This window comes from Raskinella chloraquaticus (SeqCode) (assembly GCF_021731865.1).
GTDB lineage: Bacteria > Pseudomonadota > Alphaproteobacteria > Rhizobiales > UBA4765 > Raskinella > Raskinella chloraquaticus.
In genome coordinates, this window is sequence record NZ_JAKFWN010000001.1 from 99509 (window position 1) to 126027 (window position 26519).

Annotated in this window: 25 protein-coding genes and 2 tRNA genes; 12 read left to right on the plus strand and 15 right to left on the minus strand. The window is 60.7% G+C overall.

Annotated features, from left to right (window positions below; all coding sequences use genetic code 11):
* Position 1 precedes the first annotated feature (1 nt).
* Positions 2-1039, minus strand: coding sequence for an asparaginase (locus ACINK1_RS00500; RefSeq protein WP_376799908.1), 1038 nt, complete (start codon positions 1037-1039; stop codon positions 2-4).
* A 119-nt stretch (positions 1040-1158) separates the two neighbouring features.
* Here ACINK1_RS00500 and cysQ point away from each other — a divergent pair, with 119 nt between their 5' ends.
* Positions 1159-1992 carry a 3'(2'),5'-bisphosphate nucleotidase CysQ gene (gene cysQ / locus ACINK1_RS00505; RefSeq protein WP_376799907.1) on the plus strand — a complete coding sequence of 278 codons (834 nt, stop codon included), beginning with the start codon at positions 1159-1161 and terminating at the stop codon, positions 1990-1992.
* 2 nt (positions 1993-1994) lie between these two features.
* Here the strand turns inward: cysQ and ACINK1_RS00510 are convergent, their stop codons facing one another.
* The 4 genes from ACINK1_RS00510 to ACINK1_RS00525 all read right to left on the minus strand — a co-directional run bounded on the left by ACINK1_RS00510 (position 1995) and on the right by ACINK1_RS00525 (position 9552).
* Positions 1995-4403, minus strand: a complete 2409-nt coding sequence (locus ACINK1_RS00510; RefSeq protein ID WP_376799906.1) for a putative PEP-binding protein — start codon at positions 4401-4403, stop codon at positions 1995-1997.
* Between the two features lie 216 nt (positions 4404-4619).
* Positions 4620-6269, minus strand: a complete 1650-nt coding sequence (locus ACINK1_RS00515) for an alpha-amylase family glycosyl hydrolase (protein ID WP_376799905.1) — start codon at positions 6267-6269, stop codon at positions 4620-4622.
* 61 nt (positions 6270-6330) lie between these two features.
* Positions 6331-8643: a methyl-accepting chemotaxis protein gene (locus ACINK1_RS00520; protein WP_376803318.1), complete on the minus strand. Its 2313-nt coding sequence runs from the start codon at positions 8641-8643 to the stop codon at positions 6331-6333.
* Between the two features lie 123 nt (positions 8644-8766).
* Positions 8767-9552, minus strand: coding sequence for a DUF4394 domain-containing protein (locus tag ACINK1_RS00525; protein ID WP_376799903.1), 786 nt, complete (start codon positions 9550-9552; stop codon positions 8767-8769).
* Between the two features lie 187 nt (positions 9553-9739).
* On the opposite strand from ACINK1_RS00525, the gene ACINK1_RS00530 reads away from it, so the two are divergent.
* The 3 genes from ACINK1_RS00530 to ACINK1_RS00540 all read left to right on the plus strand — a co-directional run bounded on the left by ACINK1_RS00530 (position 9740) and on the right by ACINK1_RS00540 (position 12099).
* A complete protein-coding gene (locus ACINK1_RS00530; protein ID WP_376799902.1) occupies positions 9740-10282 on the plus strand; it encodes a sigma-70 family RNA polymerase sigma factor in 543 nt (180 codons plus the stop codon).
* Entirely contained in the window at positions 10279-10989 is a 711-nt protein-coding gene (locus ACINK1_RS00535; RefSeq protein ID WP_376799901.1) for an anti-sigma factor domain-containing protein, read from the plus strand. Before ACINK1_RS00530 ends, ACINK1_RS00535 begins: the two co-directional genes overlap by 4 nt.
* Before the next feature lie 141 nt (positions 10990-11130).
* On the plus strand, positions 11131-12099 hold the full coding sequence (locus ACINK1_RS00540) for a sodium-dependent bicarbonate transport family permease (protein ID WP_376799900.1): 969 nt from the start codon (positions 11131-11133) through the stop codon (positions 12097-12099).
* Positions 12100-12127: 28 nt separating this feature from the next.
* On the opposite strand, the gene ACINK1_RS00545 is transcribed toward ACINK1_RS00540, so the two are convergent.
* Both ACINK1_RS00545 and ACINK1_RS00550 read right to left on the minus strand, forming a co-directional pair.
* Positions 12128-12832: a pirin family protein gene (locus ACINK1_RS00545; RefSeq protein ID WP_376799899.1), complete on the minus strand. Its 705-nt coding sequence runs from the start codon at positions 12830-12832 to the stop codon at positions 12128-12130.
* 101 nt (positions 12833-12933) lie between these two features.
* Positions 12934-13008, minus strand: a tRNA-Gln gene (locus ACINK1_RS00550).
* 155 nt (positions 13009-13163) lie between these two features.
* Between ACINK1_RS00550 and ACINK1_RS00555 the strand changes: the two genes are divergently transcribed.
* A tRNA-Pro gene (locus tag ACINK1_RS00555) sits at positions 13164-13240 on the plus strand.
* Positions 13241-13254: 14 nt separating this feature from the next.
* Here ACINK1_RS00555 and ACINK1_RS00560 read toward each other — a convergent pair.
* Positions 13255-13863, minus strand: a complete 609-nt coding sequence (locus ACINK1_RS00560) for a biotin transporter BioY (protein WP_376799898.1) — start codon at positions 13861-13863, stop codon at positions 13255-13257.
* Between the two features lie 105 nt (positions 13864-13968).
* On the opposite strand from ACINK1_RS00560, the gene ACINK1_RS00565 reads away from it, so the two are divergent.
* A complete protein-coding gene (locus ACINK1_RS00565) occupies positions 13969-14883 on the plus strand; it encodes an MBL fold metallo-hydrolase (protein ID WP_376799897.1) in 915 nt (304 codons plus the stop codon).
* A gap of 24 nt (positions 14884-14907) precedes the next feature.
* Here ACINK1_RS00565 and ACINK1_RS00570 read toward each other — a convergent pair whose 3' ends face one another.
* The 4 genes from ACINK1_RS00570 to ACINK1_RS00585 form a co-directional block, all read right to left on the minus strand.
* The gene (locus ACINK1_RS00570) at positions 14908-15279 is read right to left on the minus strand and encodes a DUF1428 domain-containing protein (protein WP_376799896.1); all 372 of its coding nucleotides are present in this window, start codon (positions 15277-15279) and stop codon (positions 14908-14910) included.
* 18 nt (positions 15280-15297) lie between these two features.
* A complete protein-coding gene (locus ACINK1_RS00575) occupies positions 15298-16215 on the minus strand; it encodes a DUF1499 domain-containing protein (RefSeq protein WP_376799895.1) in 918 nt (305 codons plus the stop codon).
* A 56-nt stretch (positions 16216-16271) separates the two neighbouring features.
* Positions 16272-17903 (minus strand): long-chain-fatty-acid--CoA ligase, encoded by a 1632-nt coding sequence (locus ACINK1_RS00580; RefSeq protein WP_395759940.1) that lies wholly within the window; start codon positions 17901-17903, stop codon positions 16272-16274.
* A gap of 80 nt (positions 17904-17983) precedes the next feature.
* On the minus strand, positions 17984-18682 hold the full coding sequence (locus ACINK1_RS00585; protein ID WP_376799893.1) for an HAD family hydrolase: 699 nt from the start codon (positions 18680-18682) through the stop codon (positions 17984-17986).
* Positions 18683-18734: 52 nt separating this feature from the next.
* Between ACINK1_RS00585 and ACINK1_RS00590 the strand changes: the two genes are divergently transcribed.
* From ACINK1_RS00590 to ACINK1_RS00615, 6 genes are all read left to right on the plus strand, one after another.
* The gene (locus ACINK1_RS00590; RefSeq protein ID WP_376799892.1) at positions 18735-20183 is read left to right on the plus strand and encodes an amidase family protein; all 1449 of its coding nucleotides are present in this window, start codon (positions 18735-18737) and stop codon (positions 20181-20183) included.
* A gap of 99 nt (positions 20184-20282) precedes the next feature.
* Positions 20283-21668 (plus strand): aspartate aminotransferase family protein, encoded by a 1386-nt coding sequence (locus ACINK1_RS00595; protein WP_376799991.1) that lies wholly within the window; start codon positions 20283-20285, stop codon positions 21666-21668.
* A 109-nt stretch (positions 21669-21777) separates the two neighbouring features.
* Positions 21778-21966 (plus strand): hypothetical protein, encoded by a 189-nt coding sequence (locus tag ACINK1_RS00600; RefSeq protein ID WP_376799891.1) that lies wholly within the window; start codon positions 21778-21780, stop codon positions 21964-21966.
* A 96-nt stretch (positions 21967-22062) separates the two neighbouring features.
* Positions 22063-22998: a metallophosphoesterase gene (locus ACINK1_RS00605; RefSeq protein WP_376799890.1), complete on the plus strand. Its 936-nt coding sequence runs from the start codon at positions 22063-22065 to the stop codon at positions 22996-22998.
* 261 nt (positions 22999-23259) lie between these two features.
* Positions 23260-23493, plus strand: a complete 234-nt coding sequence (locus ACINK1_RS00610) for a hypothetical protein (protein ID WP_395759928.1) — start codon at positions 23260-23262, stop codon at positions 23491-23493.
* Between the two features lie 9 nt (positions 23494-23502).
* Positions 23503-24099 carry a TorF family putative porin gene (locus ACINK1_RS00615; protein WP_395759941.1) on the plus strand — a complete coding sequence of 199 codons (597 nt, stop codon included), beginning with the start codon at positions 23503-23505 and terminating at the stop codon, positions 24097-24099.
* 3 nt (positions 24100-24102) lie between these two features.
* On the opposite strand, the gene ACINK1_RS00620 is transcribed toward ACINK1_RS00615, so the two are convergent.
* From ACINK1_RS00620 to pdxH, 3 genes are all read right to left on the minus strand, one after another.
* Positions 24103-24837 carry an MBL fold metallo-hydrolase gene (locus ACINK1_RS00620; RefSeq protein WP_395759929.1) on the minus strand — a complete coding sequence of 245 codons (735 nt, stop codon included), beginning with the start codon at positions 24835-24837 and terminating at the stop codon, positions 24103-24105.
* A gap of 64 nt (positions 24838-24901) precedes the next feature.
* Positions 24902-25696: an SDR family NAD(P)-dependent oxidoreductase gene (locus ACINK1_RS00625; protein ID WP_376799887.1), complete on the minus strand. Its 795-nt coding sequence runs from the start codon at positions 25694-25696 to the stop codon at positions 24902-24904.
* A 19-nt stretch (positions 25697-25715) separates the two neighbouring features.
* Positions 25716-26363 carry a pyridoxamine 5'-phosphate oxidase gene (gene pdxH / locus ACINK1_RS00630; protein ID WP_376799886.1) on the minus strand — a complete coding sequence of 216 codons (648 nt, stop codon included), beginning with the start codon at positions 26361-26363 and terminating at the stop codon, positions 25716-25718.
* Positions 26364-26519 lie beyond the last annotated feature (156 nt).

Consider the following 26519-nt stretch of genomic DNA (forward strand, 5'->3'; position numbering starts at 1 on the left):
ATCAACCCGCCTTAGGGTGCGGGACCGCCGACAACGCCTGCTCAAATGCCCGCCCAGGACGAATTCCACCGGTTTCGATACCGCGCCAGTTCCGCTGTCTGGGTCGGCGGAAGCGTTCGAATTCGCCAGCCTCGTCGTCGGACATGGTCACAAAGCTCGCAATCAGCGCCGCCGCCGCTGTCTCGGAAGCGCGGGTCGCCCCATCATCGATCTTGAGCGCAAAGCCAAGTCCGCGATCTGGGAAGGCGCCACAGAAGACGCCTTCCGCGCCCGTCTTGACGAATACCCGTTCGCCGAAGAGACGCATGACGTCGGTGCAGAAACGCCCGGTGCCCGCCACCATCTGCGGCGCCACAGCGCAGGCCTTGCGAATGCGCTCGCAGGCGCGGCCACGTTCGGGCGACAGCCCATGTCCGGTGCCAAAGCGGGCGAAGGCTATCGCCACCTGATCAAGCGGCATGGCGTAGGTCGGGATCGAGCAGCCATCGGTGCCGCAGATTTCAGCACCAAGTGATACGCCCACCATCTCTTCCAGTGCCCGCCGCACTTCCACCTGCACGGGATGATCAGCCTTGACATATCCCGCCGGCGCATAACCACGGTGAACTGCCAGCGCCAGAAAGCCGCAATGCTTGCCGGAGCAATTATTGTGCAGCGCTGACGGTTCGAGATTGCTTCGCGCCATGGTACGCGAGGCGATCTCGCCCATCGGCCAATGCGCCCCGCATTCGAGCGCTGCGGCACTCAAGCCAAGCCGCGCCAGAATCGCTGCCGCGCGCTCGGCATGTGCTGCTTCGCCCGAATGCGAGGCACACGCCATCGCCAAATCTTCATTGGAATAGGCAAAATGATCAGCGGCACCCGATTCAACGAGGGCTAGCGCCTGAATTGCCTTGACCGCCGATCGGGGATACACCGCGCGCTTCGTATCGCCCCATGAAAAGACCGTCTGGCCACGGTCGTTCATCACCGCTACAGACCCGGTATGGCGGCTCTCGATCAACGAGCCGCGACTGACTTCGATCAGTACTTCGTCCATACTTGCGGCCCTATGTCTGGCGTGGTGATTGATGCGTAATTATGTCAAGCTATCGCTGTTACCTTTCCTCATTACGGCAATTCAACACCTCGTCCAATGTTCATTCGAGCGCGACCGACATGATGGAATCATCTGCAGGCTCGTTCCCTGTTCCAGCCGGCTTTGCGAGCTTCGATGCGTTGGCCAATACGTTTGCCAGCATCGCATCCCAGGCTGGCTGTGTGATCCTTGCCGTCTATGCGAGCGATTTCACCATGCGGCAGAAATCGGATGCCTCGCCGGTATGCGAGGCGGATGAGGCGGCTGAACTGATCATCCTGCGGCTGCTGCAAGAGTTGCTACCCGAGGTTCCGATCATTGCCGAGGAAGCGGTAGCCCAGGGCCGTGTGCCTGACATCAGCAACGGCGTCTTCCTGCTTGTCGACCCGCTCGACGGCACAGTCGAATTTGCCGGGCGCAACGGCGAATTCACCGTCAATATTGCACTCATCGTGCAAGGCGTGCCGGTCTGCGGTATCGTCTATTCACCGCTCGACGGCGCGCTTTATCTTGGCGGCGAGCATGCGCGCAAGGCACAACTGGCCGCTGGCGCCCCGTTTGACCCCGCCAGTTCCACCGCCATCCACGTCCGCCAGCCCGGAACGCCGCTTGACGTTGTGATGAGCCGCTCGCACCGCTGCACCAGGACCGAAGCCTGGGCTGATGCCCAGGGCGAGAACCGGGTGGTGACACGCGGATCAGCGCTAAAATTCGGCCTGCTGGCGGATGGCAGTGCCGATCTCTATCCTCGTTTCACGCCGACCATGGAATGGGACACTGCTGCCGGTCATGCCGTCCTGCGGGCGGCGGGCGGAAGCCTGCTGACCCCCGATGACAAGCCTTTTGTCTACGGCAAGATCAGCGAGGGGTTCCGCAACGGGCCGTTCATTGCGCGCGGCGGCACCTCGACCTGAGCTCAATACCGGGTGACGAAGCGCTCCACGGCGGACGCCACCGCTTCGCTTGAGGCAAGCGCCAACGCATCCTCGGCCATGAGCTGGATTTCGGCGGACGAATAGGCTTTCAGCGCCTCCATGACATCGCCAAAAGCGGCCGGGCGCATCGACAGCGAGCGCACGCCAAGGCCAAACAGCAGCAGTGCTGACTGGGGATCGCCGGCAAGCTCGCCACAGACGGAGAGCGGGCGTTGCGAGACGGCGGCCGCTTCCACCAGCAACTGGATCAAACGCAGGAGCGCCGGGCTCGGCATGAGATCGCGCCGGTGATGGCGGGCATGCCCGTCAGTGAACTGCGCCAGATCATTGGTGCCCAACGAGAAGAAATCGGCATGAGCGGCAAAGGCTTTGGCCATCAGCGCGGTCGCCGGCACTTCGACCATGATGCCCAGCGCGACAGGCCATAAATGGGGGATGTGATCGGCCTCCAGACGCTCATGGACGCGCACCAGCGCCGCCCGTGCCGCAATGACATCGGTGACTTCGCTTACTTTGGGCAGCAGCAGACGTAAATCAGCGCCGATAGCCGACTGGAGAAGGGCTGCGATCTGACGTTCAAAGATTGCGGGGTGCTCGCCCGCGGCAATCGCCTTGGCGAGAAAGGGCAGCGGCTTGTCGGGCGCCGCGTCAAAAGTACGGGCAATCACGGTACGACCGGCGAAGATGTCGAATATCGGACGCAACGCTGCGATCTGCTCTGCTTCGCTCGGGACGTCGCTGCGCTCGAGGAAGGCCATTTCCGTTCGCAACAGGCCAATGCCCAGCGCGCCAGCGGCAAAGGCAGCCTGCGCATCCTTGAGGCTGGCGACGTTGGCGAAGAGTTCGGCCAGTACGCCATCGCTGCTCTCGGCATAGCCATTGGTGGGCGGCGTCGGTTGCGCCTCGCTCTCGGGCATACGTCGCGATTGCAGACGATGAAGGGTTGTGGGATCGGGGTCGAAGACAAGTTCGCCGGTGGCGCCATCAAAGATCGCGGATGATGGCAGTTGCGACGGGATGACGCCTTCAGCCCCGCACACTGCGGGAATACCTGCGGATTTCAACAGGACGGCCGTATGCGAAGTGGTGGCCCCGCGACGGTCGATGACGCCGGCAATTCGCGAGGGATCAAGTTTCTGCGCCAGTGAGGGTGGCATATCGCTGGCGATCAGAATGGCCGGTTCGCCGTCGGGAATATCAATGCTGGCGCCGGCAAGAAGCTGGATCAGCACCATATCGACGGCTTCTCCCAGATCAGCCGCGTGCGCTCGTAACCCGACTTCCTCGAAGCGAGAATAGACGGCGATGGCGGCAGCGCCCATGCGCGCGAAGGCGTCTGCTGCGTTGCGCCCTTCCGAGCGAATAAGCAACATCGCCTGATCCACCAATGCCGGGTCCTGGAGGAAGACATCCTGAAGCGCCAGGCTGTCGGCGATATCATGGTGGGAGGCGCGGGTTGCGAGGTCCTGTCGGGCACTCGACACCGCCTCCAGCAGACGCTCCACTTCAACCTCGGCGTCCTGCGCCTTGTCGAGCGGAACCGGCGGCAGGACCCGTGACAGAACGATCACCGGACCATAAGCGATACCAGCCGACATGGCGTGCGCACGCGCGTTCGACGGGCGCGGCAAGGCAGACGGAGGCGACGGGCTCCCCGTATTGATATTGTCGATGAGGTTGACCAGCGAAGCGACAGCCCGCTCGGCATCGGGGCCGCGCGCGTCGATGCGCAGGCGATGCCCGCTTCGCGCCTGCAATTCACCAAGCGCAATCAGGCTGCGGGCCGAAGCGGGACCGCGACCGGCCGTCGTGTCAAAGATCAATATTTCTGCATCGAAGGCAGCCGATACCAGGGCGATCTGCGCTGCTGGTCCGGGATGGAGCCCCAGGGGATCAGCAATAATTGTCTCGTTTGTAAACGTCGCGACGGCGGTGTCTTTCACCCTCACGGCAGCGGGTGACGCTTCGCCAAGGGCATTGACCGCGGCGGCGGCGATATCTGCAGCGGATTTTCCGGCCTTGGCTGCCAGGGCCGCCGCAAGGCCGCCTTCAAGGAACGGGCCATCGACAAGAAAAATCGCGGCGCGGAGCTCGGGCGACAAACCGACGAGACACTCGCGCAAGGCCGTCATGGTCTCGGCAACGTCGGAAATGACAACAAGTTCGCTTCCTGCCTGACGCCCGCTCACGACGGCATCGAACGGCGATACATCAAGCGCGCGCGGATCGGCGCCGTTACCAGGCGCTGCCAGCAGACCAAGCCCGAGTGGTGACAACGCCACCTCGGCGCCGGCATGCGAGCGAATGAAGCCGCATGCCGCTTCCGCCACCGCCGATGACTGCGCGACCAGAAGTATCGCTACCGGCAGGACATCAGGCGAAGGGCTCACATATATCTCTCCGGTCGGGCGCGCGGGCGTCATATTTCCACTGATATTTTGACCATGAACGCGCATCGATAGCGAGTCGAATTCGCTGTCAGCCTCAATCGGATGGGTGATGGAAAGGTCGTCATGAAACCGCAGATGTGAAATGACTAAGCCCTCATCGTTTTACCTTTGGCGAATACGCTGGCGACCATTTACGAATGATGATGTGGCAGGAAGTTATGGCTCTTCATGGGCGGTTTTACGGGCCAATCTCGTTTTTTTTGCGTTTAATGGTTTGGGATTGACGTCTGTAATGTCTAAAATAAGACCTTCCTGCGGGCGCAGGGTGCAAAGCCCGGCGCACGTACCGGTTGGCCGCTGAGGGTCGGTTGACAACACAATGCGCGGCGCTCCTCGCATTGCCACGTTGATCGTCTGCACCCTGTCGGACAGGTTGAGGACGACCTCCAGGCGCGCGCCCTCGTGCTGACGGCCAAATACGAGCACGCCCTCGGGCGCAGGGTGGTCGCTATAATCGCCGCTGTGAAGTGCTGCCGAGCGCCGGCGCAGCGCGATCAACTGACGATAGAAGGTCAGCAGGGAGGTGTGGTCGCTCTCCATCACCGCCACGTTGCGGCGCTGCCAGTCGCTGTGGAGAGGAAGCCAGGGTCGGCCTGTGGTAAAACCTGCAGCTGGTGCCGGCGACCACGCCATGGGTGTGCGGCAAGGGTCGCGCCCCATTGCCGGCTCGGATTTTCCCCACGGGTCGCTTATCCGGTCGGCTGGTATGGTTGATTGCGGCATGCCGATCTCATCGCCATAATACAGCGTCGGTGTCCCGCGCAGCGTCAGCAGCAGAAGGGCGGCGAGCCGTGCTCCCGCCTCGCCCAGCCGGCCCATCAGGCGCGGGCGGTCATGATTACCCAGCACCCAGTTCGGCCAGGCGCCCGGCGGCAGAACCGCTTCATAGCGGTTGATCAACTCACGCAAGGCCGGCGCCGTCCATGGCGTTTCAAGCAGATGAAAATTGAACGGCATGTGGGCGCCATCCAGGGCCTGCCCGTAATAGGCAGCCAGACGCGCCAGCGGCAGATAGGTTTCGCCGATAAGGACGCGGCCGGGGACTTCATCAACCACCTGCCGCAGCCCCGCCACGACATCATGCACGTCGGGGCGATCAGCGGAATAGACTTCGAGCAAGCGCTCGATACCCGGTCGCCCCGGACGATAATGCGGGTTTGGCGGATTATCGCGGAACTGCTCGTCCTTCATCAGATGCCACATGACATCGACGCGGAAGCCATCGGCGCCACGGTTGAGCCAGAAGCGCATCACATCATGGATGGCGGCGCGTACCGCCGGATTGCGCCAGTTGAGATCGGGCTGGGACGACAGGTAGGCGTGATAATAATATTGTCCGCTTGCCGTGTCGCGGGTCCAGGCGCTGCCACCGAAATGCGACAGCCAGTTATTGGGTGGCCCGCCCTCGCGCCCATCACGCCAGATATACCAGTCGCGCCGGGGATGGTGGCGGGAGGAACGGCTCTCGACGAACCATGGGTGCGTGATGGCGGTGTGGTTGGGAACGAGATCGACAATGATCCTGAGCCCCAGCGCATGGGCCTCGGCAACCAGCCGATCAAAGTCGGCAAGCGTGCCAAAGAGCGGATCAACCGCGCAGTAATCGCTGATATCATAACCGAAATCAGCCATGGGAGAGGGATAAAAGGGCGATAGCCAGATGGCATCGATCCCAAGCCCTGCAAGGTAGGGCAAGCGGGTGGCTACGCCAGCAAGATCGCCAACACCATCGCCATTGCTATCCTGAAAGGAGCGCGGATAGACCTGATAGATGACACCACTCTGCCACCAATCCGGCGCCGCCATGAGCCCGCTCCGCGCTGTCAGCGATGTCTGGCCGGCAGCGCAGGCGCGATGACGCGCTGAATCATGCGGCCCTGACTTTCGCAGCGTCGTTGGTCAGTTTTTCAATCAGCGATGTGGACAGGGTGTCCTCATCGTGATTGGCGCCGACCAGATATTGATTGACCCACATCACCGTCGCCTTGATTTTTACCTTGTCAGGGAAGTGAACGACAATCTGCTGGCCCTTCTCGATCCCGGGGAATTTGCGGAAGCACACACCGCTGGCCGAGACGTTATCAAGGCCGACTTCCATGTTGCCGAAGGAGCCTTCGACAACGACCGACTTCGTGGATGCATAGCGATCATAGCGCCGCCGGTTGGTGATCTCGCTCAGCAATTGCTTGACTTCGATGCCGAGACGGTGAGACGAGCCGGTCAGCGTATCGGCGATTTGTGAAATATCCTGTGCAAGCAACCCTGTCTGGCGGGTGATTTCCGGCACCTGCGCCACACCCTCGATCACCGATGACGTCTGTGTCGTGACGGTCTGGATGCTGCGACTGATTTCAGATGTCGCGGAATTCTGCTCGTCGACCGCGCTGGCGATGGCGTTTGAAATTTCGCTTATGTCGGAAATCGTCGCAGTGATCTCGGAGACAACGTCGAGAACGCTTTTGGCAGAGCTGCGGATTTCCTCGACCTGCCGGTCGATTTCGCCCGTGGCGTTCGACGTCTGGTTCGCGAGGTTTTTTACTTCAGCAGCAACAACCGCAAAGCCTTTACCGGCCTCACCGGCCCGGGCTGCCTCGATGGTGGCGTTGAGCGCCAGAAGATTGGTCTGCGCAGCAATGGTCGAGATAAGTGTGGCGATATCGCCGATCCGGGCGCTTGCCTGCGACAGACGGTCGGTCAACCCCTTGGCGCTTTCGGCGCGGCGCATAGCACCAGCCGTCATGTGAGCAGAGGTTGACGCGCGTTCGGCAATCGAGCCGATCGACGCTGACAACTCGGCAACGGCCGCCGCAACCGTGCTCACCTCTCTTGCGGTTGCGTTCAGTTCTCCCACCGAAGCGGACACCTGCTCGCTTGTGTTGACCGCATGGCTCTGCATGGCTCTGGTCGAGGTCGTCATGCGCAATGTAGACTGGTCGAGTTCCTCAACAATCCCGCCGACGCTGGACTGGATCTTGTTGGCAACCGTCGTCATGAATTCCCGCTCCTTGGCGATGAGTTCACGCTTGCGGTCATCAGAGGAAGCTTCCTCGATTTTTTTCAATGTCTGGTCACGATAATAGACAACCGATTTAGCCAGGTCGCCGACCTCATCCTTGCCCTTGGCTTCACTGATTTCGGTACCGAGCGCCTCATCGGCAAGGGCGCGGATGCTGCGGGTCAGACTACGCAGGCTGCGCAGGATGCTGCCGCGCAGCGAGATTGCCAGCCCGATGGCGAGCAGCGTCGACAGCATGGTGATGCCAAGCGCGTTATAGAGCTTCTGGGTAAAGCCGGACACGCGCAGATCGAGCAGCCGATCAAGATCATTGGCACAAATTGCCCAGAGATCGGCTGACCCCTTGAGAACCGCGTCATGGGATTTTTTCAGCTTCGCAAGATCGATGGAGGCATAATCATCGCTCGCATAGGCTTCAGCGATGGCCTGGACGTCCTGCTGAAACAGAGTGCTCGCTGCCACGAGCGCGCCCACCGGCTTTTCGATCGCCTTCCTGACGCTGCCATCGGTGCTTCCGGCATAGCCAGACTCAGCAGAGGCCGACACGCCTTCGATCGCCGCCTTGAAGCGGCCAGCGGCAATCAGAAACTCCGCTTTGGTCTTGAAGGGGACGCTCTTCTCCGCTGCATTGGAGCGCGCCGCGCCGAGCAAGGCGCCGGCAGCGTCAAGCACTTCCTGAATCTTCACGACCGTCAGATCCATCACATAGAAACTGTCGAGGTCGGGATCGAGAATGAGGTTTGAGCCGTCGCCGACCTTGCCAAAAAGCGTGCGCAGGGCGGCAATGGCCGCTTCGCTGTCGCCATCCCGCTTGACAGATTTGCCAGGCCAGCCGGCTTTGGTGAGAGCGGCAAGAGCGGCCTTGGAAAAATCACTCGTCTTCATCGCCGCATCATGGGTTTCCGCAGCGCTGCGCAGATTGCTTAAGGCCTTGGTGTCGCCGGCGATATTTTCTTCCGCTACCGCCGTCACAAGCCCGTTCAGCAATGGCCAGACGCTGCGCAGGTACACCACACCATTTTGTTCAGCCGCAGAGAAGGTGATGTCCTTGTTGCTCTGCTGCACAAAGAGAAACACCTGCAGAGATATCGGCACCAGAAACAGACTGACAAGGATAAGCAATTTGTGACGGATAGGTAATTTGGCAAGCATGGCAAATCTCACATCTAAGACATGCAAAACTTCTGCTTGAATGGTTAAGTTCCAATAAACGACGAGGGAAATAGCAAGACCCGCGCGACCTTCATATCGCGCGGGCAGCAAGGTTTGTGAGCAGTGACAGCAGGCTCAGTTGGCGATCACCGCCACATCACGCACATTGCCGGGCAGGCCCTGGATCGTACCCTGTTCGGTCGCCTTTCCGCTTGTGATATCAAGGGTATAGAGACGGCCATTGGCAACAAGATAGCCGGTATTGCCGCCATTCCCGTCCGCTGCGATGTCAAAAGCGACATCATTTGCCTTGACCCCCGTCGCACCAATCGATGTCAACACTCCATCATTTGGTGGTACCTGTTTCAGATAGGTGCCAAGAGCGGCATCGATATCATAGAGGGCTGTTTCCTTCGTTCCCTTGAACGAGTTTGAATAGGCACCGGCGGTGACTTTGGGTGTCTTGCCCTTGTTGACGTCAGTCTCGGCATAATTAAGCGGCTTGTCGGTGATGACCTTGCCATCATCGACATTGGCCCGCAGATTAGTGCCATCTGCGCCGATCACCCGCAGGCGATCAGCGACGGGATTGAAGTCGACGACGGTCGGGCCGGCGGCCACCATGGTCTCAAGCTTGACCTTCATGGTCGCTTTGCCGGTTGAGGTGTCGACAGTGTAAAGCGTTCCGTCGACGGCAAGTGCGTAGAGGACACCATCGGCGGGGCGGACATCAATACCGGCAAGCTTGCCGGCTATTCCTGTTACAGTCACCGTTCGGGTGATTTTCTTCGCCTTGCTGTCAATGACGCTGAGTGTGGCGTCGCCCGACAGCGCTGCCAGCATGTCCGCCCGCGCGGCAGTGATGGCAATGGTCGAGAGCGCTGCAATAGCGATGGGGTAAAGAATATGTCTTGTCATCATGGTTCAATTTCCCTGTTCAAAGCGATGGGGCCTGCCGCCCTCACGCGAAGTGAATAGAAATGACTGACATCCATGGATGCGCTGGATAAAATATATTTCGCGCCTGCATCCAAAGTGCAGCTTTGCGCGTAGTCGACTCTGTTTGCCTGCAACAAGGGGCGAGCCAACGAGGCGCCAGGACGATGTCATGACCGAGGCCGATGCCATTTCGTTGCTGATTGAAGCCTGCGCAGGGGGCGATGACCAGGCGCTGGCACAGCTGCATCAGCGTGAGGGCGGCCGGATGATCGGCGTCGCGTTGCGCATTCTCAAGCGCCGCACGCTGGCTGAAGAAGCGATGCAGGACAGTTTCGTGCTGGTGTGGCGTCATGCCAGCCGCTTCGACCGCTCGCTCGGCAATGGCCGCACCTGGCTTTACGCTATTCTGCGTCATCGCTCGCTCGAAATCCTGCGCAAAGAAAGCCGCTTCGATCTCACCGACGATATGGCCGTTTTCGAAGGCGCGAGTGACGCCGACGACGCGGAGACATTGATGGAAAAGCTGGATGGCGCGAGCCGCCTCAGATCATGTCTCGCCCGGCTTGAGCCAAAGCGACGAGCGGCAATCCTCCTGTCGTTTGCCCACGGGCTCAGCCATGGCGAACTGGCCGAGCGCCTGCGCCTGCCGCTGGGGACGCTTAAGTCATGGATCAGACGAGGCATGCAGAACCTCAAGGAGTGCCTGCAATGACCGGACTTTCGGCAGATGACGAAGATCTCGCCATCGATTACGCGCTTGGTCTTTGCGACGGCGGCGATGAAACATCGGCAAACACTCTTATGGCGCTCAACCGCGCCTTCGCGCTCAGCGTCAACGACTGGCGCGAGAAACTGACCGATATCGATCTCAGCGCTGCGCCCCAGCCTCTGCCTGCCGACAGCTGGGCCATGATCGCCCGGCGCCTCGAACCGCGCACCCTGCCCCGTCAAGCGACCGGGCGCACGACCCAACGCCTGCGCACATTATGGGGCGAGCTGGCCTTCTGGCGGCCAGCCGCCCTTGCCCTGAGTTTCATCGTAATGGTCGCAACGCTCGCCCTCCTGTTTGTTGCCAAACCCGGCCCCTCGCTCATCGCCGTTCTTGAAACGCCCGAGGGACGCCCGGGGGCAATTGTGACGATCAGCGGGAAAAACAACCTCGTGCTGGTGCCGTTGCAGACCATTACGCCTGATGAGAACCGGACGCTCGAAGTATGGACGCTGCAATCGCGCGATCGCGGCCCGGTGTCGATTGGACGAATGGCAAGCGCGCAGCGCCTCATGCTCGATCCATCGCGGATTGGACCAGCGGCAGAGGGTCATCTGTTCGAAATCACGCTTGAACCGGCAGGCGGGTCGCCTACCGGGCGTCCGACCGGACCTGTGTTGATGAAAGGTCTGGCACGAATGGCGCTGTGAAACAGGGTGTTTGCCGGATTGAACCGGCGTGTTCCAACAAATATCGGCCTGCGATCTTGATCTTTTTCCCGTCGACCTCTTTATAACGGCATGCGGGCAAGTTGATGGCACAGGCCAGACCCGGACCCAGTGGTAGGTGGTATGTTCGAACTTGCGATCACAACGCTTCTGTCTCCTGTCGTCCTCTTCTTCGCGCTTGGGCTCGCCGCGTCACTCGCCCGCTCCGACCTGGTCGTGCCGGAGGAGGCGGCGAAACTTCTCGCGCTCTACCTCCTGCTGGCGATCGGCTATCGCGGCGGCGCTGAACTCGCCCATTATGGCTTGAGCCGTTATCTCGCTTTTGCTCTTCTGGCAGGGTTCATCTTGTCGGCCCTGCTGCCATTCCTGGCTTTCGCCTTGCTGCGCAAGCTGACCGCTTTCAGCCGTATCGATGCGGCAGCGATTGCGGCGCATTACGGCTCGATTTCGGTTGTCACCTTTCTGGCGATGACAAGCCTCCTGCAGCAATTCCAGATCGCCTATGACGGTTTCATGGTGGCAGTGGCAGCGGTGATGGAGGCGCCCGCCATCTTCGTTGGCCTCATCCTTGCCCGACAGGGCGCGAGCACGGGGCCTAAAATCAACAGCAACCTGCTGAGGGAAATCGCGCTTAATGGCTCGATCGTTGTGCTGATCGGCGCGTTCGCCATTGGTGCGCTCACAGGGGCTAAAGGCATGGCAAACCTGAAGCCTTTTCTGATCGATGTCTTTCCCGGCTTCCTGTGCCTGTTTTTGCTGGATATGGGGCTTGTTGCGGGTCGAGGTCTCAGGCAAGGCTGGCGCCTGCTGACGCTCCCGGCTTATGCGTTCGCCGTCATCATGCCGCTGCTCTCGGCAACCATCGCGCTTGTAGCAGCATGGACCATCGGCTTGTCGGTTGGCTCAACCGCCATCTTCATGACGCTTGCCGCCTCCGCTTCCTATATCGCCGTGCCGGCGGCGTTGAAAGTAGCGTTGCCCGAGGCCAATCCGGCACTCAGCCTGACGCTATCCTTGTGCCTCACCTTTCCCTTCAACCTGCTCCTTGGTATCCCGCTCTACTTGGCGACGGCGCAGGCCGTGATCAGATGAGACTGAGCCGAGACATGAGCATCCAGGGTCACGGCGCCATGTCAAACAGCAGGAATTCAGCGTCGGCGTGCGCTTGCAGGCTGATATCGCTCATCGCTGTGAGCGAAGCGCCATCACCGGCCTCCAGCTGCACACCATCGACGGCGATACTCCCCCGCGCCACCTGCACCCAGCCGATCCGGTTTGCCGCAAATCGATGCGACAGGCTGGCGCCGGCCGGCAGGAGCGAAGCGTAGAGGTCCACATCCTGATGGATGACAAGGGAGGCCGCGCGACCCTGCCGTGAGGCGACAAGGCGGAGCCGGCCGCGCCGCTCCTCTTCGAGGAAGCTTTTCTGCGCGTAGCCCGGTTGCAGGCCGTTTGTCTCCGGCAGCACCCAGATCTGGAGGAAGTGCACGGGCTCACTGGACGAGGCGTTATATTCGCTGTGCCTGATCCCCGTGCCCGCGCTCATAAGCTGCACATCACCCGGGCGGATGAGGGCGCCGGTACCCAGACTGTCCTTGTGCGCAAGGCCGCCTTCGAGAACATAGGATATGATCTCCATGTCGCGGTGCGGATGTGTCTGGAAGCCGCCACCCGGCGCCACCTGGTCCTCGTTGATGACACGCAAGGGGCCAAAACCCATGTGATCGACATCATGATAATTGCCAAACGAGAAAGTATGGCGGCTGTCGAGCCAGCCGAAATCGACGCGCCCGCGCTCTTTTGCCTTGCGGATTTTCATCGCCATCGCGCTGCTCCATTGAAGAGGCGGCTGGCACGCCTCGCCATGTCCTAGGTTGGCTGGGCACATCAATCACGCAATGGGATGCGTATGCCCGCCGCAAGGGCTGGCTGGGGCGCCTGGATTCGAACCAGGGGATGGCGGAATCAAAATCCGCTGCCTTACCACTTGGCTACGCCCCAAAGTGCGGGGGGGTGTAGCCCAGCCAAGGGCGCGATTACAAGGCCTCAGTGACGATCTTCTTTTTAGCGACCGGTCAGTCTTGCCATTGCATGGCGTCAAGGCCTCGGTTATAGAGCGCCTCCGTTCGCGGCGCCGTGACGCCGTAATCGCCTGGCGGAGTGTAGCGCAGCCTGGTAGCGCATCTGCTTCGGGAGCAGAGGGTCGCAGGTTCGAATCCTGCCACTCCGACCATCCGCCTGCAGCGATCAGCTGCGGCGCAGACGCGCCGTTGCCTGCCACAAGAGGGGCATGGCAAAGGCCGCCACGGCGATTTTGAGCACTTCACCGGGCAGAAATGGCAGAAGTCCGATCTGGACGGCACGATGGACACCGATACCAAGCGATATCATCAGCCATGACAGTCCGCAGGCAAACAGCACGACATCAGCCATGCCCAGAATGATCGCGAACCGCCAGACCGAGCGATCAAGGCCGCGCCGGGCAGCGTTGCCCACGATCAGCGCCGCCATCAGGAAGCCCAGCAGGTATCCGCCTGTCGGGCCCATCAGATAGGCAGGGCCAGCCACCGCGGGCGGCGTGTTGGTAAAGACAGGAAAACCCATCAGCCCTTCGGCGACATAAAGAATGACGCTCAGCGCACCCAGCCGGGCGCCCAGCGTGGCACCGATGAAAAAGATGGCAAGCGTCTGCAGCGTCATGGGAACGGGATAGAACGGAACCTTGATCTTGGCGGCAATCGTCAGCAGGGCAGCGCCGGCAACCACAAGGGCGATGCGCGCTGCAAGTCCGCGCAATCCTTCCCTGCCAATCAAGCGACCAGCCAGCGTGCCAACATCGAGCGTGGTTGCGTTCATCGACCTTCACCTCCACTGTGGGCGTTCTCGGGCGCCCTCAACTTGCTTTACCATACTCGTTTCATAGCAAGAACGCGGCGTTTGGCAAATATGGCGGATCGCGTAATGGCTGACGATATTCCCTTCGACCGAAGCCTTGTATTCGAATATGGCCGTGCGGACTGGCTGAGCCCGCGCCTGCGCCGTCTCATCGCCAACAACCCCAGCCCGTTTACCTTTGTCGGCACCAATACCTATATCGTGGGCGTCGGCAGGGTGGCGGTGATCGACCCCGGACCGGATGATCCGGTGCACCTGGCGGGCCTCATCAAAAACCTCAACGGGGAAAAAGTGGAGGCGATCCTTGTCACCCACACCCATCGTGATCACTCACCTCTGGCGGTACGTCTGAAGGAGTTGACGGGCGCCCCGGTTCTGGGGATCGGGCCCCATATCGCGGCGCGCCCCCTCAATTTCGGTGAGTTTGACCGGCTGGAGGCGAGCGCCGACACACAATTCGTGCCTGATCGGGCGCTTGGCGATGGCGAAATCATCGCTGGCGATGGCTGGACGCTCGAGACCGTGCCAACGCCCGGCCATACGATGAACCACGCCGCCTTCGCCTTCAAGGAGGATAACGTCCTGTTTGCCGGCGACCATGTCATGGCATGGGCGACGAGCGTTATTGCGCCACCCGACGGCTCGATGAGCGCCTACATGGCATCGCTGCGCCGCGTCGCGGCCCGGCCTGAAACCGTCTATTGGCCAGGACATGGCGGTCCGGTGCGCAATGCCAAGCAATTCGCCGCAGCCTATGTCAAACATCGCCTGATGCGCGAGGCGGCAATTTTGCGCCAGTTGAAGGAGGGACTTACCACCATACCGGCGCTGGTTGGCGCCATCTATCAGGGCCTTGACCAGAAACTGACGGGCGCGGCCGGTCTGTCGGTCCTGGCGCACCTGGAAGATCTGGTCCAGCGGCAACTGGTTATCGCCGCGCCGGCGGCGACACTTACCGCAACCTACCACCCTGCCGGATGAGGGCTGCTGCCGCGATCGCCGGCTTTATTTTTCAAACTGGAACACTGGAGCGAAACCGCCGAAGATCATACGCTTGCCGTCAAACGGCATGGGATTTTTGAGCGCATCGAAACGCGCATCGGTTTTCATCAATTCGTCCATGCGGGACATGGCCGCGTCGCGCGTCTGGCGATCCGGCCATTCGATCCACGAAAAGACGATTGTCTCATCAGGGCTCGCCTGCACAGCGCGGCGAAAATCGGTGACTTTGCCATCAGGCACATCATCTCCCCAGCATTCGACAATGCGTACTGCGCCAAGCTCGACAAATACAGTGTTGCTCAGCGTTGCATGGGCGATGAATTCTTCTTTTGCCGCAGTTGGAACAGCAATCACAAATCCGTCCACATAAGCCATTGATATCACCTGTTATCGTCAGCGTTCAGCCGCCCGGTCCCGCAGTTCCGCCAGAAAATCGACGATCCGCCGGGCGTTGGTTCCAAGATCGAATGACCCGCTGCGCGAGGCGGAGCGCATGTCGATGCGGCTTTCGCGCTGCATGGCGGTGATTCTTATCACCACATCATCACGAAAGCCGTAGAAGCGGGTGCGCGCCACGGCTTCGATGATGCCGGGCGTGTAGTCCTTGATGGCGTTGGGATCGGCAGGCCGCCGCGCCTCCTGTTCAGGGGCGGGCGGGCGTGGTGCCGTGCGGCTGCGGGTGGTTGGTCGCGCACGTTGCGCCCTGCCCGGCGCGGGGGTCAGAATTTCTTCGGGGGCTTTACGCTCGATGATCCGCCAGCCATTGCTTTCAGCAATCTGCAGGGCCAGCGCGAAGGCCTCCGGCGCCGACACATCGATGCGCAGCGGGACAACCGTCGGATAGGCTTCGCTTTGCAGGGCTTTTTGTTGCGGAGGCAGCAAGCCGGCAGCGCGACCATCAACCGGATGATCGCGCAGAGCCGCGTTGAAGGCAGGCGGGTCATCGAAGTCGGTCGTTGCCTGGCGAAGATGGGGAAGCGTGAGGATCGCCGGCAGCAGCGTCGCAGGGATCACCAGAACAGCCAGCGACCAGATGATGCCGATCATGGCGAAGCGCGCGCCATCATAGCCTTCAGTCCAGATCCGCATCAGCGCCAGCACCCCGCAGACAAGTCCCAGCAGGGCACAGGCAACAAACGCACCAAGCACGGCAATTCCCGCGTCGCCATCGGCCGCGCCGGCGCGATGGAAGACAACACCGAACACCGCCATCGGCACCGACAGCGTGCCAAAACGCCGCGACCACACTGCCAGATGGGTGGATCTTTGAGGTGCAAGCGTCCAGGCGCGTCCGAAGGTCAGCATTGTCATGTCAAGGCACCCTCCGTTGTCGGGCGGGCCCGTCGTGCCGTGCGCGGGAGCAAAATTCAAGCATTTGGCAGTTTGTATTCCTTGAATTGCGCCCGCAATGCGGTCTTGAGGATCTTGCCTGTGGCGGTATGAGGGATTTCCGCCACAAACACCACATCGTCGGGAAGCCACCAGCGGGCAACCTTGCCCTCCATGAAGGTCAACAGGCTGTGGCGATCGGGCGTACGTCCTGCCTTGGGCACGATCACCAGCAACGGGCGCTCATCCCATTTGGGGTGGTGGACACCAATCACCGCTGCTTCTGCAACGTCGGGATGGCCGACGGCGATGTTCTCAAGATCGATCGATGATATCCACTCGCCGCCCGATTTGATGACGTCCTTGGAGCGATCGACAATACGCATGTAGCCGTAAGGATCGATGGTCGCGACATCGCCAGTGTCGAAATACCCGTCATCATCGAGTATGCGGCCGCCATCGCCTTTGAAATAGGATTTGGCGACCGCCGGCCCGCGCACCTTGAGGCGGCCGAAGGTCTTGTCGTCCCACGGCAGACGCTTTCCGTCATCATCGGTGATCTTCATGTCGACGCCGAAGGGCGCATGCCCTGTTGTTTGCTTGACGTCGAGCCAGGCTTCTTTGTCGAGATCCTGATATTCCGGTTTCATCGAGCAGACCGTCCCCAGCGGCGACAATTCCGTCATCCCCCATGCGTGCAAGACCTCGACGTCGTAGACATCGCGAAAGGTCTGGGTGACGGCGCGCGGGCAGGCTGAGCCGCCGATGACGACGCGCTTGAGGTGCGGCAGGCGGGCGGCGGGGTTCTGTTCGAGATATTGCAGCAGCATCAACCACACTGTCGGCACGGCGGCGCTGCAGGTCACGGCATGGCTATCGAGCATGTCATAAATGCTTGCCCCGTCCATCTTGGCGCCCGGCATGACCATTGTCGCGCCTGCCATCGGTGCCGTCAGTGCCAGCGACCAGCCATTGGCGTGGAACATCGGCACCACCGGCATGATGACATCGCGCGAGGCGAGCCCCAGCATGTCGGGATTATTGGCCATGACCGAATGCAGGACGTTGGAGCGGTGGGAATAGACTACACCTTTGGGATCACCCGTCGTGCCCGAGGTGTAGCACATGCCGGCAGCGGTATTCTCGTCGAATTCCACCCAGGCGAAATCATCATCCGCTTCAGCCAGCCAGGTTTCGTAAGCCACGGCATTTTTCAAGGTGGTTTCCGGCATGTGGGCAGCGTCCGTCAAAATAACGTAACGCTCGACACTCGTCAGCCTGCCTGCCAGCTTTTCCAGCAAGGGCACGAAGGTGAGATCGGTCATGATCAGGCGATCACCTGCGTGATTGACGATCCAGGCGATCTGGTCAGGGAAGAGCCGGGGATTGAGCGTATGATAGACAGCGCCGATACCGACGATGCCATACCACGCCTCAAGATGGCGATAGCCGTTCCAGGCGAGCGTGCCGACCCGATCGCCAAAGCCCATACCGTCTTTCGCCAATCGCTTGGCAACTTTGAGCGCGCGCTCACGAATGGTGCGATAATCGGTCGTGACAATCGGCCCTTCGACAGAGCGCGAAATCACCTTGCGTGCGCCGTGATTGAAGGCTGCATGATCGATGATGCGGTGCATCAGCAACGGCCAATCCTGCATCAGGCCCAGCATGACATCCTCCCCCTTCATGTCGACGTCAATGATCGATCTGTCGGCAGCTTACGCCACGAGGCCGCAAGTGCAATCGCCGGTTATAACCCCAGCGATTTCAGCGCTGAAGGAAGGTCGAGGGCAATAAGATCAGCAGCCTGCGCAAGGTCGGCGTGATAGGCAAGGCCGGTCGTGACCGCGATGCCAAGCGCGCCAGCGGCGCGCGCAGCATGAAGATCGTGGAGACTGTCGCCGATGACCGCGACCTCGCTCGGTCTGAAGCCGCTGCGATGAATATAGGCGGTGATCATGCCGGGATGCGGCTTGGCGCCAAAGCCTGAATCATAGCCGGCGATAAAGGGCAAATAGATATCAAGACCAAGCTGCACCATCTGCTCACGGGCGGCTGCCTCGCTGTCGTTCGTCACCAGCCCCATCGGCATGCCCGTCGCGCCCAGAGCCAGTATTGCCTCGACAGCGCCCGGCAGCGGGCACAGGCTGTCGAGGCCATGACGGGCAAACAGCAGATCCATCTCGGTGAAAAAATCCTGAGTAGCCTCACGGCCGATGATGTCAGCAAACGGCACGCCATAATCCGCGCTCGAACCGGCGATGATCGGTGAATGAGGGGCGAAGACTGCGCTGCGGGGATCGATGGCGGCGACGTCGATCAGCGCCGACTTCCTTGCCGCATCACCGGCGGCCAGATCGTCAAGAACTCTCAGCGTTGCCGGGCCCCAGGTGCGGGCGAAATCGAGGATGGTGCCATCCTTGTCAAACAACACTGCGCGGATCGCCATCAGTTGATTTTTCCCTCACGAAGGTTCACCACTCGCGAAGCGAGGTATTGCCATGTCGATTGATCTCACCCTGCCCGCGCATCGCCTGCTTGCCTTGCTGACGTCACGCCAGATCAGTGCCCGCGAGGTGGTTGACGCAACGCTGGCGCGGATCGAAACGATCAACCCCCGTCTCAATGCCATCATTGCAGTTGATGCGAAAGGGGCGATCGATGCGGCAGAGCGGATCGATGCCGCGCGGCGCAAGGGCGAAGATATGGCTCCACTTGCAGGGCTGCCCGTCACCATCAAGGATGCCTTCGACGTCGCAGGATTTGCTACCGTCGCCGGTGTCGAGGCGCTGAAGGAGAACCGCCCTGCGACGGATGCGGTGAGTGTGGCGCGGCTGCGGGCTGCGGGCACGATCATCATCGGCAAGACCAATGTACCACCCATGTCGGGGGATTTTCAGACCTGTAATCCCGTCTTCGGCACCACCAGCAATCCGTGGAAACGGACCCACACGCCCGGCGGCTCGTCAGGGGGCGCTGCGGCAGCCATTGCCGCGGGGTTGAGCGCTTTGGAGCTTGGCAGTGATCTGGGAGGCTCGATCCGCTGGCCGGCCCATGCCTGCGGCATTTTCGGTCTGAAGCCGACGCAGGGGATCATTCCGGCGACCGGCGGTGTTCCGCCCGCGCCCGGCACGCCGGCAACACCCAATATCCGCATCGCCTCGCCCGGGCCGCTGGCGCGCTCGGCGAAGGATCTCGCGCATGGCCTGCAAGTAATGGCCGGGCCGGAAGAAGACGCGCTCGTGCTCAAACTGCCGCGCTTCAAGGCCCATGGTCTGAAGGGCAAGCGGATCGCGATGCTGACCGCACATCCGCTGGCGCCCACGCAGCGTGCGATACAAGCCGGCGTGGTGAGCGCGGGCGCCGCCCTTGCCAGCGCCGGCGCGGTGGTCGAGGAGATTGACGACCTGCCGGCAAGCCTCAGCAACATCCATCGCCTGTTCACGACGCTGATGATGGCGCTGGTGACCCTCGATTTTTCGGAAAAGCTCAAAGTGTTTTTGCGCGAGAAGGCAAAGACGATCGCGCCCGATGATCCCTCCGGCGAGGCGGGACAAGCGCGGGGGGCAGCGCTCGATTTTGCCGGATGGATGCAGGCGGAAGGTGAGCGCGCGCGCATGGAGGCGGCGATGAAGGTGTTCTTCCAGCGCTATGATGCCATATTGTGCCCACCGGCAACCACGCTTGCCTTCGCCCATGATCATGGGCCATTCAACAGCCGCACCTTCGATATCGACGGGACGGCGCGCCCGCATGGCGATTTTTCCGCATGGTCCTCGATTGCCGGATTGCTGCGCCTGCCCGCAGTCGTAGCCCCGGTTGGTATGCATGACGGCCTGCCGCATGGCGTGCAGATCATCGCTGCGCCCTATCATGACCTGAAGGCGATCGGGATTGCTGGCATCGTCGAGAAACACCTGGGTGGAGCGCGCACGCCTCCCCTGCCGTGAGCGCAAGCGGTCGCCTCTTGCGGAGCCGGCATCTCCATGACCAAAGTGGACCCGGCTCTGCCCCGTGTACTGACGCTGCCCCTTATGTCGGAGATGATCATGCCCCTGTCCAACTCTGCCGTGCGCGATATCGAGACGCTGGTCCACCCCTACACCAATCTCGCGCTGCACCGCGAGACGGGGCCGCTGGTGATCAATCGTGGCGAGGGCGTGTTTGTCTATGACGAGCATGGCAAGGCCTATCTCGAAGGCATGGCGGGCTTATGGTGCGCGGCGCTGGGCTACGGCAATGAGGAGCTGGCGGAGGTTGCCGCTCGGCAGATCCGCACGCTGTCCTTCACCCATCTCTTCGGCGGCAAGAGCCACGATCCGGCCATCGAGCTTGCCGAAAAACTGAAGGAAATCGCCCCCTCGCCCATGTCGAAGGTGTTCTTCACCTGCTCGGGCTCGGAAGCCAATGACACACAGGTCAAGCTCATCTGGTACATGAACAACGCACTCGGGCGGCCGCAGAAGAAAAAGATCATTTCCCGCATCAAGGGCTATCACGGGGTAACGATCGCCTCGGCGTCCCTCACCGGCCTGCCCAACAACCATATCGACTTTGATCTGCCGATCCCGGGCATTCTGCACACCGGCACGCCGCATCACTACCGCAACGCGCTGCCGGGCGAGAGCGAGGTGGATTTTGCTACCCGACTTGCAGATGAACTCGAAGCGTTGATCCTCAAGGAAGGGCCGGAGACAATCGCCGCCTTCATCGCCGAGCCGATCATGGGAGCAGGCGGCGTCATTATCCCGCCCACCACCTATTTCGAGAAAATTCAGGAGGTACTTCAGCGCCATGATGTCGTGCTGATCGCCGATGAAGTGATCTGCGGCTTCGGACGTACCGGCAAGATGTGGGGCTCGCAGACCTTCAACATGCAGCCCAATGCGCTGTCCTGCGCGAAAGCGCTGACATCGGCCTATTTCCCGCTGGGTGCGGTGATGATCGACGAGCGGATGTATGACGCGCTCGTCAGCGAAAGCCGGAAGATCGGCACGTTCGGCCATGGCTTCACCTATTCCGGCCATCCGGTCGGCTCGGCCATGGCGCTGAAGACGATCGAGATTTATCAGCGTGAACGTATCGTCGAGAAAGTCGCCGCCAAGGCGCCGCAATTCCAGAAAAGGTTGAAGGCGCTGGCTGATCATCCGCTGGTTGGCGAAACGCGTGGAATTGGCCTCATCGGCGCGCTGGAGATGGTGGCGGACAAAGCGTCGAAGCGCAGCTTCGAGGCGAAGAAAATGATCGGCGCCATGTGCGTCAAGCATTGCGAAAAGGAAGGTCTGATCCTGCGCAATCTGCCCAATGACGCGATTGGCATCTGTCCTCCTCTTGTCATCAGCGAAGCGGAAATCGATCTGCTGTTTGACCGCCTGACGACAGCGCTGGACAAGACAGAAGCGGATGTGTCGGCACAAAATCTGCGCGCCGCTTAAAGTAACCAATTCATGAAAAAATTTTCAAATTTGTCTGGCTTTTGCCGCAATGGCGGCGTCAAATCTCCGCGAAGGTTCGACATTGATACGGACCTCACGGGAGAACGCCATGTTTGAATCCTCAACCAGACCGACCACGACAAGTGCACGGACAGCAACATCTGAACACGATCCCCTGTTCGATACAGGTGATGTCAAACTCGCCGCCGTTGCCGGCGCACTTCATGCCGGGCGGGTCAGCGCCAAACCTTGCGTTGAAGGCAATGTGCTGCGCCAGTTCCCCTGCGATTCGGATTGACGCGTCCACCTCGTCGCTCTTCGAGATGGCTCACGATCATCAACCCTTCGGCGAGATTTGAGTGGCATAAGCTCGCGTCCTGACCGAAGGACTGCCATGACGATTCGCTTGACGCGCCGCCAGGTATTGCGCTCTGCCTTGATGCTGGGGGGCAGCGGTCTGGCGTTTGGCGCTTATGCCAGCTGGGTCGAGCCGCGCTTTCGTCTGGCGATCCGCGAATATCGGATCAGCCCATCGGGGTGGCCGGCCGGCCTGCGGCTTACCGCCGCTTTTATCTCCGATCTTCATGCCAGCGAACCTTACATGTCGACGCAGCGCATTGCTGGCATCGTCGAGACGACCAACGCCCTGAAGCCCGACATCATTCTGCTGGGCGGCGATTATTGCGGCGGCGCCATCAACAAGCCGTTTATCGGCCCAGCCACCGTCGCGCCAATTCTGGCCGACCTTCACGCGCCGCTAGGCCGCCACGCCATTTTCGGCAATCACGACCACAATATCGGGATCGCCAGTGTCAGGCGTGCCTTCGCGGTGGGGCGTATCCCGACGCTTGAAAATGCGGTGACCCGGATCGAGACCGAAGCTGGCGCGTTCTGGCTGGCCGGCACGGCGTCCGCTCTTGCCTATTGGCTGCGGCGCGGCGGCGAGAGCGGGCCCGAGGAGCGCCCGATCGTCACCATACACGGGCGGCGTTTTCGCGGAGCGGATGATTTGCCCGGCACGCTGGCCAAAATCACCGATGACGCGCCAGTCCTCCTGCTCGCGCATGAGCCGGACCAGTTTGCGCAAGTCCCTGAGCGCGTCGCGCTCACCTTCAGCGGCCACACGCATGGCGGACAGGTCTACATTCCCGGCATCGGCCGCCCCTTCGTTCCCTCGCTCTATGGCGAGCGCTACGCCTATGGGCATATCGTCGAGAAGGGGCGCCATCTCGTCGTCAGTGGCGGGCTTGGCCTGTCGTTTCTGCCGGTACGCGCCCTATGCCCGCCGGAGATCACGCTGGTGCGAATCAGCGCTTCCTTTGCTGCGTAATTTCTGAGCACAACCATGCCAGCGATTGCGCGGCCATAAAAACAATGCGGGAAAGTCGAGAAACAAGTACCATTATGCCTTCAATTGAGAGTTTTTGACTCCTGTTTTTCATGATTCTGCACAAAATTTGATGTTTTTTTTGATTAACGTTTCATTAACTATATTTCGATTGGTTGGCGTTGGGCGAACGGGATGCGCAGTTGATGCAGTGGACATCCGCTCGGTTAACGTCGCTCGAATGGCTGATTGATTGGGGGCACCATGCGCATTCTGTTTTCTGCCTTTGCGGCAACATTGATCACCGTGTCTGTCGCACAAGCTGCCGACCCGCCGGCGGAAGCGGCACCACCACCGCCTGACTTCGATATCGCTTTCGGCGCCAAATGGCTGAGCGATTATAATTTCCGCGGGGTGTCACAGACCGATCGCGATTATGGCTTCCAGGGATATATCGAACCTAAATATAAATGGTTTTATATCGGCGCTGCCGGCTGATCGACCAGGCTGCCGACGCGGCCAACCGGCGAGTTCGATTTTTACGGCGGTGTTCGGCCCGTCTTCGGCAATCTCTCCTTTGATTTCGGCGCCACCTATTATTATTACGGCAAAGAAACCCAGTTGTTCTTCCAGGGCGCGCCGATAACCCCGCGCGAGACTTCCTATGTCGAGCCCTACGCCAAGGTGGCCTATAATTTTGACGACAAGGGATCGCTTGGCCTGGCGGTCTATCACGCTCCGAACTATCTGAATTCCGGCGCCTTCGGCACATATCTGTCGGGAACATGGTCGATTGCGCTACCCAATGATTTTTCCTTTTCGGGTGAGATCGCGCGCTACTTCTTCGGGCGCGTTGATCCGTTCCTTGGCGGCATCAACTTGCCGGAATACACCTACTGGAACCTCGGTCTGACCTACTCGGTACAGAACACGTGGAAGTTCGACGTTCGCTATCACCAGACCGATCTCAATCAGGCGCAGTGCCAGACATTGACGACCGATCCGCGCGGTCTGGTCTCAGGGCGCTCGCGGTGGTGCGGCGCGGCAATTGTCGGCACGATCTCGTTTGATACCAACTGGTCATCGCTGAAATGGCCGCTCTGACGATCAGCGCCCCGGCAGTATAATCAGCCGGGGCTTTTGAGGCAGGCGGGTCCGCGACACGATCAATTCCGGCGCGGCCCGCTCTTCCACCTGCCACTCATCGCGAACCTGCTCAACAAATCGTTTGAGTGTCCACGGGTTGAAATAGTGCATGGGTATCAGGATGGTCGGCGACAAATGCCGCACCACATCGACCATACCCGGCAAATCGAGCGTCCAGCTGCCGTCAACCGGCACCAGCAGGATATCGACACGGCCGATGGCCTGTATCTGTTCGGGCTCCAGCGGGTGGTGGAGATGACCGAGATGGGCGATGCACAGCCCCGCCACCTCGAAAATAAAGATCGAATTACCGCTTATCTCCGTACCCCTGAAGGTGCGGATATTGGTCGAGACATTGCGCAGCCGCACATCGCCAATCGCGAGATTATGGAAGGCCGGGGTGTCTGGAATATCGCTCCAGCCCCGCAGAACATGGGTAATCGCCGGGTCAGGTGAAAATGAAAAATGCGTGGAGTGCGCCTTGTTCATCGTCGCGATGACCGGCACCCGCCCTGATCTTACATAATCGTTGTAATCGGTTTCGATGGTGATGCCCTGCGGGCTTTCGATCAGAAACGTCGCATGACCGACAAACGTCAGTCGCACCTCGTCGCGGGCAAGAGGCGTTGCCGCGCGCCATACCGGGCCACGATCAGCCAGCAGCCGGCAGGCATCGCCTGTTGCCGGCTGAGCCATGAGAGGCGCGGCATTGAGCGCGAGCGCGGCCAGAAAGCCGGCTATCGCCCAAGTGCCTGTCGCGTTAGACGTGCTGCCCGCCATTGATGTGCAATTCCGCCCCGTTCACATAGGATGACTGATCGCTGCACAGGAAGTAAATGGCCTTGGCGACTTCTTCAGGCGTGCCAAGACGTCGCATGGGGATGTCCTCCTCGACGATCTTCTGGGTGCCGGGAGACAGGATCGCGGTATCAATCTCGCCGGGAGAAATGGCGTTGACCCTGATTCCCAGGGGCCCGAAATCATGGGCCATTTCGCGCGTCAGCCCCTGCAGGGCCGATTTCGACGTGGCGTAGGCGGCGCCAGCGAAAGGATGGACACGCGACCCGGCGATCGACGTGACGTTGACGACAGCGCCATGGGCTTTCGTCAATTCATCAACAAGGCCGCGCGCCAGCAGGATAGGCGCAAAGAAATTCACCTGAAACACCCGCTGCCAGGTCGGCACGTCCGTGAGGATCGTACCCAGACGCACACCATCGACGCCTTTGGGAGAAATGCCGGCATTATTGACCAGCGCATCGAGCCGTGACCCGTCAGCGACCAGCCTCCCCTTGATCTCGGCAATGGCCCGCATTGTATCCTCGCTGTCCGACAGGTCGACCTGGATGTGATCTTCCGGCCCCATTTCCCACGGACAGTTTTCCGGAAAGCCGTGGCGCGAGCAGGTGATCACCCGCCAACCTGCGGCGGAGAACCGTTTGACGGTGGCATGACCGATCCCTCGCGAGGCGCCGGTCAGCAACAAAATGCGACGCGGTTCGCTTCCACGTGCCGTGGCAGCTCCCTCGCTGTGGCGCGTCTCGCGTGCCGGCATGTCAATCAACCTCTCTGCATCATGGGTATAGGCGGGTGATCGACCATTGGTCAGTCGGGGAGTGGCGGCGAAAGACCGCCCGATCATGGAGGCGAAACGGTCGATCACGCCAGAACTCTATATAGGTCGGCACGATGCGAAAGCCACGCCAGTAGGGCGGTCGTGGAATATCACCGATGGCATAGCGCGCAGTCATTTTAGCAATTGCTGCTTCGAGTTCAAAGCGTCCGGCGATGGGCCGCGATTGCTGCGAGGCCCAGGCGCCGATCTGCGACAGGCGCGGCCGGCTGGCGAAATAGGCATCTGATTCGTCCTCGCTCACCGCTGTCACGGCGCCGCGCACGCGCACCTGACGGCGCAATGATTTCCAGTGGAACAACAAGGCTGCCTGGGCATTCTGCGCAAGTTCGCCACCCTTCTGGCTCTCTTCATTCGAGTAAAACACAAAGCCGCCATTATCCACGCCTTTAAGCAGCACCATGCGGACATTCGGCAGGCCGCTGCTGTCGGCCGTTGCCAGCGCCATGGCGTTGGGGTCGTTGATCTCGCTTGCCTGAGCCTCGCCAAACCAGCGGTCGAACAGCGCGAAAGGCTCAACACCGGGGACAAATTCATCGGGTGCATCAGCATTTTTTGATGCAGAAGGTTGCTCGGACTCACCAGCCATTAACCGATCTCATGTTTTTCTAACCGAAGGGGAAGGAGCCGCCGTCGCGGCTGCAGCTGTGATACCATGTTCGTTCGTTCAAGTGATATCAGCTTTCGACCGTATCCTCGTGGACAATCTCGTCGATGGCTCGGATGCCATGCCTTCTTTATCTGC